General features: G+C 56.7%; 8 protein-coding genes. All 8 read right to left on the minus strand.

What is annotated here, in order from left to right:
• Positions 1-186: 186 nt before the first annotated feature.
• Positions 187-3,216, minus strand: coding sequence for a family 16 glycosylhydrolase (locus LQ220_RS20360; RefSeq protein ID WP_230189947.1), 3,030 nt, complete (start codon positions 3,214-3,216; stop codon positions 187-189).
• A gap of 438 nt (positions 3,217-3,654) precedes the next feature.
• The gene (locus LQ220_RS20365; RefSeq protein WP_230189948.1) at positions 3,655-6,219 is read right to left on the minus strand and encodes a calcium-binding protein; all 2,565 of its coding nucleotides are present in this window, start codon (positions 6,217-6,219) and stop codon (positions 3,655-3,657) included.
• 354 nt (positions 6,220-6,573) lie between these two features.
• On the minus strand, positions 6,574-9,804 hold the full coding sequence (locus LQ220_RS20370) for a family 16 glycosylhydrolase (protein WP_230189949.1): 3,231 nt from the start codon (positions 9,802-9,804) through the stop codon (positions 6,574-6,576).
• An 810-nt stretch (positions 9,805-10,614) separates the two neighbouring features.
• Positions 10,615-11,139: a CAP domain-containing protein gene (locus tag LQ220_RS20375; protein ID WP_230189950.1), complete on the minus strand. Its 525-nt coding sequence runs from the start codon at positions 11,137-11,139 to the stop codon at positions 10,615-10,617.
• A gap of 109 nt (positions 11,140-11,248) precedes the next feature.
• Positions 11,249-11,830, minus strand: coding sequence for a L,D-transpeptidase family protein (locus tag LQ220_RS20380; protein ID WP_230189951.1), 582 nt, complete (start codon positions 11,828-11,830; stop codon positions 11,249-11,251).
• A 55-nt stretch (positions 11,831-11,885) separates the two neighbouring features.
• Complete coding sequence (locus tag LQ220_RS20385; RefSeq protein ID WP_230189952.1) at positions 11,886-12,371, minus strand: hypothetical protein; 486 nt, start codon at positions 12,369-12,371, stop codon at positions 11,886-11,888.
• A 539-nt stretch (positions 12,372-12,910) separates the two neighbouring features.
• A complete protein-coding gene (locus LQ220_RS20390; protein ID WP_230189953.1) occupies positions 12,911-14,179 on the minus strand; it encodes a glycosyltransferase family 4 protein in 1,269 nt (422 codons plus the stop codon).
• 11 nt (positions 14,180-14,190) lie between these two features.
• Positions 14,191-15,456, minus strand: a complete 1,266-nt coding sequence (locus LQ220_RS20395) for a nucleotide sugar dehydrogenase (RefSeq protein ID WP_230189954.1) — start codon at positions 15,454-15,456, stop codon at positions 14,191-14,193.
• Positions 15,457-15,845: the final 389 nt, after the last annotated feature.

The following is a 15,845-nucleotide window of genomic DNA, read 5'->3' on the forward strand; positions in this document are numbered from 1 at the left end:
GCAGCCGGCCGGGCCATGTTTCACGCCGTGCCCTACGATCTGCATCGCGGATGCCACCGTGCGCTCAAGACAATGATGCCCACCGCAGGAGGCGGCAACAGTGCAAAAGGGGTGCTGACACCAGCCTGAACTGTGCAGCACGCCCAACCTGCCAGCCTGCCATCCGGCGACCACGGGGCGTCTCCCTTACAGGAACACATAATCTCCAGAGTTCAGATTTGTCACACCGGCAAGTCGGATCATTTCGGTCGCACCATTAAAGTCGGCGCCGCCATGGATCAGATACTGATCGCTCCCGGCCACCTGCGTGAGATAGGCGCCCACTCCGAAACCGGTAAAGCGCAGTACATCGCCGCCATTTGCGCCTGCCCCAGCAAAATCGGTAACCAGGTCGCCCGCGGCTTCATTATGCTGGAATATGAAGACGTCATTGCCAGCGCCACCGGTAAGCGTGTCGGCACCGCCTCGACCGTCCAGGACATTTGCGCCAGCGTTCCCGATGAGCGTGTTATCGAGCGCATTTCCAGTCCCGCTCAGGCCCTTGCTTGTCGAAAGCTGCAAGGTTTCAACGTTATCGGTCAACGTGTAATTGATCTGTGAGAGAACACGATCCCGGCCCTGGCCCGCGAGCTCGATTACGAGATCGCCTGCGTTTTCCACAACGAAGGTATCGTTTCCACCGCCGCCGACAAGCGTGTCGGCCCCCGCCTTCCCATCAAGCCGATCAGCCCCTGAGCCACCGGTGATGATGTTAGCAAGCGCATTGCCATTGCCCGTAAAGCCTTTGCTTCCCGTCAGTGGCCCGGTGTAGGTCACATTTTCGATATTTGCGCCAAGTGTATAGGTAGCCAGCGTGGTCTCGATGAGATCGCTTCCACCATCGGCAGCCTCGACCACAGTATCGCTTACATGGTTGACGACATAGGTATCATCGCCACCCAGGCCGGTCATGCTGTCGCCGTTCGCCGATCCGCCAAAATAGTTGTTAGACGCATTTCCTGTGACAGTGAAGCTTCCCGTGCCTGTGAAGATAATGCGCTCGACATAATCGGACAGGACATGATTGGCCAAGCCGGTGTATACGGTATCGATCCCCTCGCCGCCATATTCGACGACGGTATCGCTCGCCAGATCGACATAATATATGTCGTCTCCGGTTCCCCCGTACATCTGGTCCTTGCCGTCGCCGCCGTCGAGAATGTCGTTTCCCGCACCGCCGTAAAGCTTGTCGAATCCGCTACCACCGTTGAGGACATCGTTGCCATCGTCGCCCTTGATAAGGTCGTCCCCCAAATCGCCGAACAGGGTATCGTTGCCATTATTGCCGCGCAGCGTGTCCTTGCCATCGCCGCCGCGCGCAATGTCATCGCCGTCACCGCCGGACAGAGAGTCTGCGCCAGCCGCGCCTTGCAGGATATCATTGCCATCCTGACCCGAAAGACTGCCGCCCGCAGCGCCGAGCATCATCACATTGTCTTCGGTGTTTCCGGTTCCTGAAAATGTTCCTGAACCGATATAGACAAGATTCTCGACATTCTGACCCAGCGTATATTGGGACAGCGTGGTCTTGACGGTATCAATCCCCTTTTCGGTACCCCCGCCCTCCTGCGGCTTGTCGGAAGCGGCGTACACCAGATAAGTATCGTCACCAAAGCCGCCATCCAGCAAGTCGGTGTTGCCCCCACCGCCTGTCAATATATCGTCGCCCGCACCGCCGTAGATCTTATCGTCGCCCAGTCCGCCATTGAGCGTGTCGCCAAGGCTGGTGCCATAAAGTATGTCGGCAGAGTCAGTGCCGGTCTTGTCGACCGCTATGCCCTTTTCCACCGTATGCTGGCTGGCATAAGCGCGGATATAATCCACTTCCATATTTGCCGGAAATGGCGTCGTGCTGTCCGGTGCGCCCGAATAAAGGCCGCCGCCGCCGATGCTGGCCAGCATGTACATGGGCTTGTCGAGACCAGGAAAGGTGGGCTGGCTACGGACCGCAACGCCATCGATATAGTAGGTTATGAAATCGGGTTCCCAATCGACGCCGTAGGTGTGGAACTCGGTCGTTGCGGTCGGAACGGTAATGCCCTTGGAATGCGAGATGTCCTTGCCGCCATCAACTGCGTGGGCCACAGTGAGGACGTTCCCTGGCTCGCTCCCGCGTTGCTCGGCGACATCGATCTCATACTGTCCGCTGCCGTCGATCGGCAGCATCCAGAAAGCGTCGTGAATGCCTTGTCCGGCTGCGAACTTAACACGCGCCTCAAAATAGCCGTAGGTCTGACTGAACGAACTTATGGTATTCAGCATTCCCGCACTATAATCCAGACCATAAGCCTTATATTGCTGGTTCTGTGGAATAGGCGCCATGGTAAGCGTCACCACGCCATCCTTTACCGAGAACGGGTCTATACCGACGAGTTCTCCGACACTTCCGGTGTCACCTTCATAGGTGAAATATTGGACTGAACCCTTGGCAGGCGTACCATGCGCAGCCACGCCCGTCCGGGGATATAAGGGATACCAGATACCGTCGTCCCCGTGCTCGGTATGCAGGCTCAGCGTGTCAAACTCTTCGGCAAAGGTCAGCGTATACCCGGCCTTTGCCGAGCTAAGCACGAAATCGTCGGCCGTGAATTGGCCGACAGTGGCGTTCTTGATGGTAACCACGTCATTCGCCCCGAGCGTCAGGACGGCGTCCGCGCCCTGTTGCTGCAATCCCGCCGCAATCTGGCTGAAGCTGGTAATCCCCGAGAAAGCCCGCAAGTCGAAGGAATCCCCTGCAGCATAGTCCAGTATCGTGTCAAAACCGGAAAGGACAAACATGTCGTCCCCCGCACCACCCGAGAGCTCATCGTCGCCCAGCCCGCCGTCGATGATATTCTTGCCTGCGTTTCCGATAATGACATTGTTGCCATCATTGCCTGTCGCAGCCACCGACAAAGTGCCTGTGAGGATCAGGTTCTCCACATTGGCCGAAAGCGCATAGAACCAATCGGTTTTGACAGTGTCCGTGCCGCCATCGACGTCCTCGAAAATGCGATCGCGCGAAGAGAGCGTGATATAAGTGTCATCGCCCGCCCCCCCATACATAAAACTCTCGCTGGAGCCGACCTTGCCAAAGAAGGTCTTCAACTGGTCGTTACCGCTTGTGCCCGTAAGCGTCTCGCCCATTGCCGTGGCGTTGATGAAGTTAACTGGATCACCCGAGCGCGGTAAGGCCATGACATACTCTCCCAAAAACGGATATTTAACAAATCGTTAAACTAAATTGCAATTCTTGTCACGCGCGCTGATGCAAAGTTGCCGACAAAAAGAATAGTGCGTGGAACACCCCAAGAACTGGGGAGATCGGCCGCATGGATGCAGCGCGCGACGAGCAAAAACAGATCTGAATAATCGTGTAAAGACTTGGTTAATCTTGCTTTGGCTTGGCTGATTTCATTGCGATGGCGTTTTGAGGTGCGAATCACTTACGGGAGGCAGTAACAACAACAATTAGACCAACTATTCAAATTTGCAGTCTCAGACGTATCTTCGCCTGTTGACCCGACCAGGACCCGAGCCAGTGCCTGCGGCGCGTTGCTGGCCGCCCCCCGCGAAGCACCATCCAGATGCGGAAGCCTTTCCATCTGCGGCATCTGTTTTCCGTTTAGATAGGGGCTAACTGAAGTAGATGTCGCCCAGCGTAAGGGACGGCGCGCCATAGAGGTGCATGACATTCGCGGCCTGCGCATCGGGAGCGGCGTAGAAATCAAGGTCTCCCGACATTGTGTCGTAAAGAAGAAAGGCCCCATCGTCCCGCGCGTCCTGTTGCGAGAAGAAAAGCGGAAGCTCGGTCTCAGCCTCCAGCCCCAGAAACTCCGTGTAAATCTGAATATGATCTAGTCCATGCTCAAAGTCGGTGATGCGGTCGGTACCGCTCGAAGGGTCTGTAAAGACGAACATGTCCTTGCCAGCGCCGCCTGTAAAAATGTCCGATCCGCCATAATCCTGGAACCTGTCATTTCCCGTTCCGCCCAACACGATGTCATTGCCGGCGCCGCCATCGAGAAAATCATTTCCGTCTCCGCCATCAAGATGGTCTTCCCCCTGCCGTCCGCGCAACTCGTCATTGCGATCGCCGCCATAGAGAAAGTCGTTGCCTTCCCCTCCATCGAGATAATCCGTGCCACCAAGTCCATGAAGCCTATCGTCGCCGGCGCGACCGAACAAACGATTGACGCCCACATTGCCCCCTAAAACGTCGGCATGATCCGACCCTTCAAGCGACTCGATCTGGCTATACTTGTCGCCTTCCGCCCAGCCGCGATTGTTGGAAGGCGTGAGAAGGTCTGCTACCACTGCGTCCTGGGCATAGCGATAACTCACCAAATCAAGCCCCGAGCCACCAAGGAAGGCAGGACTGCTGCCTAGGTCGTACAGCGAGTCGTCGCCCTCTGCCCCGATTAGCCGTCGCCCGCTGGCGTCGCCGAATATCTGGTCGTTGCCAGACCCGCCGAGCGCAAGCGGTTGCGAACTGGCCCAAGGATTAGCCTCCGGGCCGAACGATTTTGTACCGTCAGGATCAGTAACGACTATTTGGGTGGAGACGTGCGCTTCAAGGGCAGCAGCGTCGGCGTTCAAGACCGTCGCTAGCGTCGCGCGTTCTCCGCCGGAAAGGACATGGACCACCGCATCCGCGCCCATTTGTTCGACGGACAATTGTCCCTTTGCGACCGGGTCGGCGCCCCAGCCCAGTCGCAACGCAATTACGCTAAGATCAAGGACATCCCCGCCATTGCCTGTCGAAAAATCGAAGATTACATCTCCCGCTTCGTCCAGACCATAATAAGCAAATCGGTCAATCCCGGGTCCGCCGGTCAGCCGATCGGCACCCGGACCGCCCCAGATATAGTCGTTGCCGGCACCTGCCAAAAGCATGTCGTTGGCGCCGGTGCCAAGAAGGCGATCGGTGCCTGCGCCCCCGATGGCCATCTGCTGGACGCCACTGCCGCCACGCACGATACTGTTGGATGCCGTTATTCCCTCGAAGCTGAAGCGGTCGACAGAGGAGACTTCGAAAACGCTGTCTTGTATGACATTATCATGCACCGCGCGCACATTGGTAAAGGCATATACCGATAGATCGGTCATACGGACCTGGCTGATCGTTATGTGGCTGCCATCGCCGTCACCATATTCATAGAATTGTATGCCACGTTCGGTATTGGCGGCGGCAACATCGTACATGCTATTGCCGACACCCCGTGCGCCAAGCACCCCCCAGGAATTGATGGCTATCGAATCATGTATTGTGCTCTGCCTGCCTTCACTATGCCAGGAAAAGGCCGTAGCGCTTGCGCCATTGACAATTGCGTTTCTCACTTCCAACCCAATGTCGGCACCATATTTGGACGGATTGCTGTTGGTGGCCGAAAGTCCCACGGCATTGTTGTCGACGCCATGGCGCACAGACTGAGCATAAAAGCCGTCGACTACTGTGCCGACCGAACTGGCTGAATGCACGCCGTAGCCGCGTTCCCCTTGCGCGACATTGTCGGACAGATTGAAGGCCGCCGACTGTGTGACCTGCGTATTAACGCCGTCGATGACGTTGATACCTGTCGAATTTCCGTCCCTCACCAGGATATGATCGATCCGCGCGTTAACGGCAGACCGAACCTGAAGCAGGTCTGCCGTCCAACTTGGATGCGACCGGTCGCCGGTTATCGTGCCGTTGGCGACGCTTCCCGTCTTGCTTTCGAACAACGCGGCGCGGACATTTGTCGCATAGGCGTTTTCGTACAGCAGCGGCCCCTCCAGCGTCAGCGTGGAGCCATGGACCGCACTGACCTTCATTGCCTGACCGAGCCGGGTTGCAGCCCCCTGATCGTTGGGCAAAATGTCGTCCGAAAAAATCTTCACCCAATCCCCCGGCCTTACCGGGTCTGCGCCCGCGTAGCTGACCGTAACCGCCCCTTCCAGACGTCCCAGGCTAGCCGATGTCGGGGCAGCATGGTCCCCCTTGATGCTCACGACGACTACATTGGCGGCCTGACGCAAGGTGGCACCGTTGAGGTCGAGCGTTATCGCGCGCTGACTGACATCAAGAATCAGTCCCCTGCTGACATCGACAATCTGATTGGGCGCCAAGCGGACGGTGTCGCCATCCTTGGCAGATATCAGCGCCGCTTGAATGTCGCTCTCGCTCGCGCCAGCGGCAACTGTGACAATGCGATTGGCCATGGTGCCGCTTCTCCCTGCGTACAAATCGTAGGTCTGTTACGCATGGGAAGCCCATTATATCCGCGATACGGAACGGTGCTGTCCGGGCGGGTCGGCATCGCGCACCGTGGCTATAGGATCGTCACGACACAAACATGCGCAAGGCCGATGGGCCCGGTCCTGATCCTGGAAGTTTGCACGGGCGCCTATCGGCAGTTCCATGCGCAGTGACGCAACCTGGCTAACGATCGGGTTGCATCCAGACCCGCTTATGTCGATGGGCGCTGTGTGCCAATCACGTTTATTGCGGTCTCTCGCGGGAATACAGCCGCCAAGACAGGTGGGGATCGTTCTTATGCCGGAAAGCCAGGCCTCTCAGGCAAAGATATAATCCAGGTCGGACAATGTTGTGACACCGGCGATCTGTATTGTTTCGGTGATCCCACCATAAGCTGCACCAGCGTGAATGACATACATGTCGCTGCTGTCCACATGAGAGAGGAAAGCGTCGCTGCCGAAGCCGGTGAACGTCAATATATCGCCGCCAACCGCGCCGGCTCCGCTGAAATCGGTGACCTTGTCACCCGCAGCCTCTCCGCGCCGAAAGAGAAACACATCCGCTCCCCCGCCACCGGTGAGGACGTCCGCTCCGCCCCTGCCATCCAGGATATTGATCCCATTATTGCCAACGATCCGATTGCCAAGTTCGTTGCCTGTCGCGTTCAAAGCCCGGGACGAAGTAAGCTGGAGCGTCTCCACATTATCGCCTAACGTATAGCTGACCTTCGAAAGGATGCGATCATTGCCCCCGGCGCTGGTTTCGACAACCATGTCGGCCGCATTGTCGACGATATAGGTATCGTTCCCAGCACCGCCCTTCAGCACGTCGGCACCGCCTAGCCCATCAAGCCGATCAGCGCCTTTGTCGCCGGTTAGCATATTGGCAAGGGCGTTACCGGTGCCGGAGAAATTCCCCGTTCCAACGAACACAAGGTTCAACGCACCATCGGGCAGTTTGTAGCTGAGCTGATCGGTATAGATGGTCGATTGCTGCGGGCTCGAGACGAACGAGAAATCGCTCGGCGAAAGGAGCTTTACGCCATCGAGTTTGATCGTCTCGGTGACGCCATTTGAGGTAATCCGATACTCGCCGCCAATTGCGCCCGGCGCGATCGAGGCGTCGGCGGCATAGCCAACGAACTTGAGAACATCGCCGCCTGCAACGCCTGCGCCGGTAAAGTCGACCACCCGGTCGCCATTGGCTTCGCCAGCCTTGAAGACAAATATGTCGTCGCCACCGCTGCCCGTGAGAATGTCTGCGCCTGCGCCGCCGTCGAGCGTATCGCTCAGCGCTCCGCCAGATATGCGGTTGGCCAATGCATTGCCCGTTCCGGCGAAGGATCCCGTGCCCGTGTAAACCAGATTTTCGACATTGGCCGTCAGCAGGAAGTTGGCCAGTGTCGTGCGCACGAGATCGACGCCTTCGTTCAGCTGTTCTGTCACAACGTCGCCAGCGTCATCGACCGTATAGGTGTCATCGCCCGCGCCACCTGACATCAGGTCGGCCTCGGCTCCGCCGTCCAGCTTGTCGTTGCCTGCGCCACCGCTTAGCCTATCAAGTCCCAATCCACCCTGCAGGTTGTCGTCGCCATCGCCACCGTCGATGACATCATTGCCATCGTCACCCTTGAGGAGGTCAGCCCCTGCCTCACCGTAGAGGACATCGTCTCCTGCGTTGCCCCGCAAACTGTCGGCGCCGCCGTAGCCATGCGCTGTATCATTGCCCTCGCCGCCGTTCAGGAAGTCCGCGCCTGCTCCCCCTTGGAGTACGTCATTGCCATCGCCGCCCGACAATGTACCGCCTGCGTTACCGCCCTGGATGACATTGTCTTCAATATTCCCTGCGCCGTTGAAGACTCCCGTACCGGTGTAGATCAGGACCTCGGTGTTGAGGGGCAAGGTATATTGGGCCAGCGCCGTCTTGATAACGTCATTGCCCTTCTCGCCCCCTTCGGAAATGGTGTCTGAAGACGATATTATGATATAGGTATCATCGCCAAAGCCGCCGTCCAGAAGGTCATTCCCGCCCCCGCCTGAAAGGATGTCGTTCCCAGCGCCCGCGTAGATCTTATCGTTCCCGGCGCCGCCATTCAGGGTATCGCCCAGGCTCGTCCCGTAAAGTATATCGTTTCCGCTGGTCCCGACCTTGTCTACCGGAACGCCCTTCTCAACCGTATTGGCGCTTGCATAGGCCTTGATGTAATCGATTTGCATGTGCACGGGAAAAGGGGTCGTGGCATCCGGTTTCCCCGCCCAGGGGCTACCGCCGCCCAGATTCGCCAGCATGTACATGGGTTTGTCCAGGCCCGCGGGCGTAGGCATTGTTCGTACCGCAACGCCATCGATGTACCAGGTAAGGTAATCCGGTTCCCAGTCCAGGCCGTAGGTGTGAAACTGCGTGGTTGCCGTTGTGACCAGAAAGGTACTTGAAGACGTGGTATCGTTAGCATGCACACCATTGATGACATGCGTGGGATCCAGGCCTCGCTGCTCGACGATATCGAGTTCGGGCGGCCAGCTGCCATCCATCGGCAAGAGCCAGAACGCGTCGTGCACCCCCTGGCCTGCGGCAAGCTGCGCGCGGATTTCGAAGTAGCCATAGGTCTGGTGAAAGCTACCGATGCTGGCCAAGTTACCCGAGCTGTATGCGTAGCCATATATCTTGGAGCGGTCGGCTTCGGGCACGACATCCATGGTGATAGTCAGGACACCCTTGTCGAGCGAAAAGGGGTTGATGCCCACGGGTTTGCCATAAGTTCCGGTGTCTTCAGGATAGGTAAAATATTGCACAGATCCGTGATCGACGGTGGTGTGCCCCGCAAGGCCGGTTCGTGGGAACAATGGATACCAGTTATCGGTGCTCCCGGTACCGAGGTTGAGTTTGAAGCTATCGAAATTATCGGCAAAGGCCGGTCTATAGCTAGAGATTTGATTCTTGAGCACAAAGCTGTCCGCCGTCAGCGTGTTGGCGCTTACCCCGGTCAGGCGCACACTATCGGTAGCACTCAGCGTCAGAAGCGTGTCCGTACCGACTTTAGACAACGCCGCTTGAACCTGCGCAAAGCTGGTGAACTGACCATAGGCTTGAAGATTTAGCCGATCACCATGCGTGAAATCGGTGATCGTGTCGTGACCCGCAACGAAGAACAGGTCGTTGCCCGCGCCGCCGCTCAGTTCATCATTCCCTAGGCCCCCGTCAATGACGTTCTTGTTGGCATTGCCTATGATGATGTTATCGAGCCCATTGCCAATGGCGCTGTTGGTCGAGGTGCCGGTGAGCGTCAAATTTTCTAGATTATCGCCCAGAGTGTAGCCCCAGTCCGACAGGACGGTGTCTATGCCCGCGCCTGCAGTTTCGATGATCCGGTGCTTTTGCGAATGAACGACATAGGTGTCGTCACCCAGACCGCCGATCAGCGTACCGCTTCCCGACCCTGGCTTTCCATATCCTATGAGTCGATCTGCGAACCCGGTGCCGGTGAGCGTCGCGCCGTCGCTCGTGGCCGTAAAAGTGAGGATGGGCGTCGACGATATGGGAAGTGGCACAGATTAAACCCCTAGCTTCAGAATGACGAAGCTGAGGCGCTGGCGTTGCACGATTGCAAATATCTGACGCCAGCGTGCCCCCCAGTTCAGGCCTTCGCGTACGCACAATTTATGACCGTTTATAGTTAATCCGCAGATGTGGGCGGTAATTTCACGCTGGAATGAGCCCTATTTGCGCTGAAGCGAGCGCGCATGGGGATCAAAACGGTAAGTTCGTTAGTTTTGGCGCATTGCTATTTGCGCTTTTTTCGCACAGATACTGTTTGCGATCTCCTTTCCCGCGCAATGTCAATGGTCATGGGATAGGGCTGTTCCGGACCGATTGCCAAGGCAGCACGGGACGCCGTCAAAAGGCGAAATGCGCGATCCGGAGTTGGCAGGTTGCAAAGGTCTACCGTTGTATGAACGGCACCCGAAATGCGCGCTGCCGTCATCGAGAAAACAAGGCGTGATCGGGACGCCCCGGGGCGCACGAAAGCATGGAGCGTTGCAACACGGCAAACTATGTCCAGCCCCATGCATGCAGCCAGTCGCTGCCTGCATTCAAAAAGCGCAGGCGCGTGCCCATGAGAGCCGGCCGACCAGAACAACCCGCCCCTTTGTTCTGCAGGGACCTATGGGCTAGGTGCGTGCCGTCATTGCCAGCAGGTTTGGCAGGGGGCGCCTTGCAAGGCCCTCCCGGTCACTGCGATAGGGCGGCAAAAATTCCATTCCCTGGCGTTGGCACCATCGAACGCAGCGCGCTGGCACTGCGCTGTTACGGGGCCCTGCAGAGTATAGGGTCACAAGTGCAGATTCTGGCCACGAACCTCAAAAAGGGGTTTCACCGATGTAATTGCCCGCTTCGCTGTATCGGCATACCAGCACGTCTTCTTCAGCGCCTTTCGCAATAGCACAACCGACATGCCGGGATCGCCGCCACATGAGCTGGGTATAATGGCCAACATCAGCAACTTTACCTGTCACGCTGTTGTCCGGAAATAGTCCGGGCTTGAAGCTTCGCTTTTCTCGTACCCACGCATCGACCATGGCATCGACTGGGAAATACCCGCTAGTGCCAGCCCAGAGATTCTCGCCTTCGTCGCCAAGAAGGCGTTCGGGCGCGTGCTCGAAAAGCTGCTTTGCTGCCAGATGATCGGCCCATTGTTGCGCCGATGTTACCAAATTCGGATCCCAACTGAGAGGCGGCACGCCCATCTTGGCGCGTGCCGCATTATGCGCAAAGAGAATGCGCGTTTCCATGTTCGAGGTAAGCCCGAGGCTGCCGCAAAGAACAGGCGCTACACACAGCAAGAGAAGGCTGGAGAAAAGGGTTTTGAACGGGCCGACTGCCATGAACTACATCCTTTCTCCAGGGCTGGAGAAAGGATGCGGCCGTGCCCGTAAACATCGCTTTCAAGGGAATGGTTAAGCGCTGATTAGGAATGTTCTGTCGCTTAGGACCTCATTGGGAAAATCGCAGTATCGCAACGACATCGCCGCGCTTTATAACATTGAACAGCCGCTCGGCAAATTCGGCCGGAAGACCTATACATCCATGCGTCGCAGATCCTTCGACCACTTCGCTTGCATGGATGGCAATGCCATCATTGGTCAGACGCAACATAAAGGGCATTTCGGCGTCATAAAGCGATGACCGATGCTCCTTGGCCGTCTCGAGCACAGTGAACAGTCCAGTCGGCGTTGGCTTGCCATCCGTGCCGTATAAAATCACCGCCGACCCAATTTCGTCAGCCCCCCGGAAAACAGACATCAACTGCCGTCCCAGATCGACGCGGATCCACACAGGTTCGCCCGCTTTGGCAACATCCTCCCAGATAAAGTCGCCAAAATACATGGCGTGCCGCTGGGCCAGAAGACTGCGGACAACGCGACGTTCCGTGCCAGCCAGCGTCAGCGACGGATAATGACCCTTTGGATACCATATCCGGCTGCCGATCGTCCTCTCCTCGACCACAGCCCTATCGACCGGAGCCTGCGTGTATCGCGCAAGCAGCACAGCGCATACAGCGATAAGAGCTGCCAAAAAGACCCAGCGCACTATCTTCATCGCAACCGGGGCAACGTTTGCAAAGAAGGCGTTATGCAGACGGCGCCGCAGCTGGCGCTGTATAATCGGAACTTACCCCACCGCCGCCAATGCTGTCTGGACCTGCAGCAAGTTCCTGCTCGCTCGCGCGCGGCCTTACCCCCGGCGCGGCATCAAACCCGTCAAAGGGCTGACTAGGAAAAAAGCCCGGCTGCTGCGGCATAAAAGGCGGCACGCCAGCCATGGGCGGCACACCCGGCGGTCTGCTGCGCACCAAAGTGAGGACGCGCTCTTCGACACCCGGAGGGCGCTCGCGCGCAGGAAAGCGTGGCCGGGCAGCATAGCGTTCCTTGGTCTGGAACAAGGCACCGCTTGCCCTGGTGCCCGGCGAACGCCCGTCCAATATCGACAAGGGATCTGTCAATGCAGTAGTGATCGCTCGCGCGGGATACTCGGTTGACCAAAGGACCGCGGCCGCCACCGCAAAGGCGCATGCCGCACCCGCTCCCAACTTTGCATTGATGTTTTTTAGCGTCACATTCGATATCCACTTAAGTGTCTGCAACTCTACCGAAAATGGAGTTGCAAGAAACAGCCCAACGCACTGATTCTCAACATAGTTTCGTCTTCGTTACACGTCGACCTTGAAAGGCGGCATGTCAAGGATCGTAACTGTTCCAATGTGGATCAACCCCGCGCTGTGATGCAATGGCCGCAGCGGGCGAACAGGAAAAAAGCCGTTCTTGCAATGTCTCGGCCGATCGCGAACGCCTTGCTGCCGGCTATGGCTGGGGCAGACCTTGCCTGTGGTTTGCACCTTTGTGACATCGAGGAGGTCACCGGACGCAGCACTGCGCATGGCAACCGCTGTCGATCTTCGTGGCTATAGGAACCCATTGGCGGGTAGGACAAGCAGGTGGCCAGCATTGCAACCGTTTGGCACAGTCACACGCGCCTGCTCTTTGCCTGTTGGCAAATCGCGAGTCCCGACAGGAGGATGTCGTCCTTCCCCGTGGAGGATATCTGCGATCCGTCCATGATGCGAGAAGCGCTTGATGCACCGCATCAAGCCGATGGTTACCGATCGAGACGCAGTATTTTCTTATAGGCGCTTAGCAAAGGTTCAATCTGGTGCGGCCAGCTCAGTTCCTTCTCGACACGGTCACGGCCATAGGCTCCCATTCTTGCCCGCCGCTCCGGATCGTCGATAAGATCGACGATCTTCTGCGCCAGATCTATCGGGTCATTAGCTTTGGCATAGAGCGAAGCGTCCATGGCGCTAAAACGACCTTCTGCAACATCAAACTGCACCATAGGCTTGCCTAATGCCATATATTCCATGATTTTATTCATGGTGGATTTGTCGTTCATCGTGTTCACGCGATCGGGATTGACCCCCAAGTCCATTGTAGAAAGGACCTCAAAAAGGGTTTGATCCGGCGCGCGCCCGGTAAATGTTATGAAGTCATCGAGCCCGCGCTCGGCAACCAAAGTCTGCAGGTTAGCCAAGCTGGGACCGCCGCCTATCAAACAAAACTGGATGTCAGTCCGCGCGGAGATTTTCACCAGATGGTCTACAGCGTCGATCAGAAGATCTATACCTTCCTGATCGCCCATGACGCCAACATAGCCTACAAGATACGCGCGCCCATTTTTCCAGCTCTCCACGGGAGGGACGACGCGCAAACGGCTCAGATCAGGGCCGGATCGTACGACGAAAACCTTGTCAGCTTTCATGCGCCCCCGTTCCAAAGCAATTGCCCTGTAGCTTTGATTGGTAGCGATAGAAACGGATGCAGTGGCAAAGGTCATCCGTTCGAACAAGACCATCAGTTTCCAGAAGAAACCCCGGCGATTGAATTTTGCTTCGTAGAGTTCTGGATTGATGTCATGATGATCGAAAAGAAAACGGACGCCGAACAACCGGAAAGGCAAGGCTACCAGAAAGATAAGATCTGGTGGATTGCATCCATGAATGACATCCAGTCCGCGCGTGAAGAATATTTTCCATGCCAGGCACGTTTCCCAAAACAGCGCGGCTCCATATTCGTAGAGATAGCCTAAAGCAGAACTTGCTTCGACAGGCAGCGGATGCCTGTAAATGTGAACGCCCTCGAGCAGCTCATAGCGTTTTTCATACCCTTTGCCGATGGGACAGATGATCGACACAGTGGCACCGGCCGCCTTTAACGTCCGCGCTTCCTGCCAAACGCGGCGGTCAAATGGCAGGGGCAGGTTTTCGACGATAATCAGTATTTTCTTGTTAGCGAGCGGCTGCCCCTCGATAAACGTCGGAAAATCCTGGCTGACAACGGGTGTCGTCGAATTGGAAAAAGGCGATGTCATGCGCTCGAAGCCTATGGAATGACGCTGATGTCGACAAATGCGTCAGCATCGATCGTGAGCGATTTGGACAGCCGGTTCGTAGAGATAACCAACGCATATGGGGTGGACTCTGCCGTCTGGCGGTTGACCAGCAAGGTGTCGATTGTCGGCAGATACGCATAAGCATAGCCTAAATTCTGGCCTACCAGCATGTCCGGGGTCAGTCCTGGATCATAGATGTCAAGCTTATAGCCAGCGTCGAGCAGCTTTCGTGCAATATCGACCGCCGGACTCTCACGCAGGTCATCGGTATCGGCCTTGAACGCCAGCCCTACCAGCAACACGCGCGATCCAGCTTCGAGACCTTCGGTGGCCACTTTGAACTGGTAATTTTTATGGGCTTCATTGCTGCGGATAAGCGAGTCTACCAAAGGCGTATTGGCACCCAGATCGGACGCTATATATTGCAGGGCGCGTACATCCTTGGGAAGGCAGGATCCGCCAAAGGCGCCCCCCGGTCGCATATAATAAGGGGATATGTTGAGTTTCGTGTCGGACACGAAAATTTCGTGAACTTGAGCGGCACTGATACCCAGCGACTGGCAGACCCGACCCACCTCGTTGGCGAAGGACACCTTAACGGCATGCCAGCTATTATCGACGAATTTGGTTATCTCGGCCTCTCGAAAAGGCACGACGAACACAGGCGCATCGATGCCATCATGCAATGCGTGCATATTTTCCGAAGGCGCACCGCTCGATGTCCCGATCACGATTTTGGGGGGATTGAAATAATCATCCACCGCCGTTGCCTCGCGCAAAAATTCGGGATTATACACCAGTTCCACAGCTGTTTCGAAGGCATCGCCCAAAGCGGCCTTGAATATCGGCGTAATCATCTGGTCCATTGTTCCAGGACGCATTGTAGAGCGGTAGGCAACAGTGAGCGGTTCGGTTCGGTCACGCGCGATCGCGCTGGCTATTTGACGTGAGACTTGCACAATGTAGCTCATGTTATGCGAGCCATCGACGCCGCTTGGCGTCCCTACGCACACAATCGCAAGATGACATTCGTCGAGATGCGTTCCTACAGACGTGCTGGCGTCGAGTCGTCCTTCCTGTTTCGCGGCATGAAGCAGTTCCTCCACCTTGGGCTCTTTGATAGGCGACTTGCCTGAGCGTATGGTCGAGACTTTCGCCTCGCTGATGTCAATACCGACCACATGGTGGCCCTGAGAGCTTATGCAGGCAATGGCTGTGCAACCTACATAGCCAAGACCGAGAACTGCTACTTTCATGCGCCTCACCTATTTCATTTCCATGATGCGGACCTAACGCTGCATTGCAGCAAAATCAACGTGCTTTGGCCCCAGGTTCTGCCGCAGCTATAGCTCATAGGGTTTAGCTATTCCTTAAAGTGACCGGCATCTTCGGGAGAATGAGCAAGACAAAGCGGATACTGCGGCAAGACAATGGGCTGCCTGAAGGCAGAGGGTAACAATGCAAACCTGCCGGACAATGCCGCACATACGCGTGGAGGGCAATGCAAAGCCCGTCATGCCCTGACCTATCCGTAGATTTTTTCAGCGCCGTGATATCCACGTTGTGAGAGACATATGTCATGCCCTAGACTGCTTGCCCGGCCAGTCCCGGGGCACGAAAGGCCTTTCTGCCCAGTGCCGTGTAG

It is taken from the genome of Sphingobium sp. CECT 9361, assembly GCF_918741285.1.
Taxonomy (GTDB): domain Bacteria; phylum Pseudomonadota; class Alphaproteobacteria; order Sphingomonadales; family Sphingomonadaceae; genus Sphingobium.

Excerpts from the sequence above, each read along its gene's own strand:
- LQ220_RS20360 (WP_230189947.1), bottom strand. The coding sequence starts at position 3,216 with ATGGCCTTACCGCGCTCGGGTGATCCAGTTAACTTCATCAACGCCACG.
- LQ220_RS20365 (WP_230189948.1), bottom strand. The coding sequence starts at position 6,219 with ATGGCCAATCGCATTGTCACAGTTGCCGCTGGCGCGAGCGAGAGCGAC.
- LQ220_RS20375 (WP_230189950.1), bottom strand. The coding sequence starts at position 11,139 with ATGGCAGTCGGCCCGTTCAAAACCCTTTTCTCCAGCCTTCTCTTGCTG.
- LQ220_RS20390 (WP_230189953.1), bottom strand. The coding sequence starts at position 14,179 with ATGACATCGCCTTTTTCCAATTCGACGACACCCGTTGTCAGCCAGGAT.
- LQ220_RS20395 (WP_230189954.1), bottom strand. The coding sequence starts at position 15,456 with ATGAAAGTAGCAGTTCTCGGTCTTGGCTATGTAGGTTGCACAGCCATT.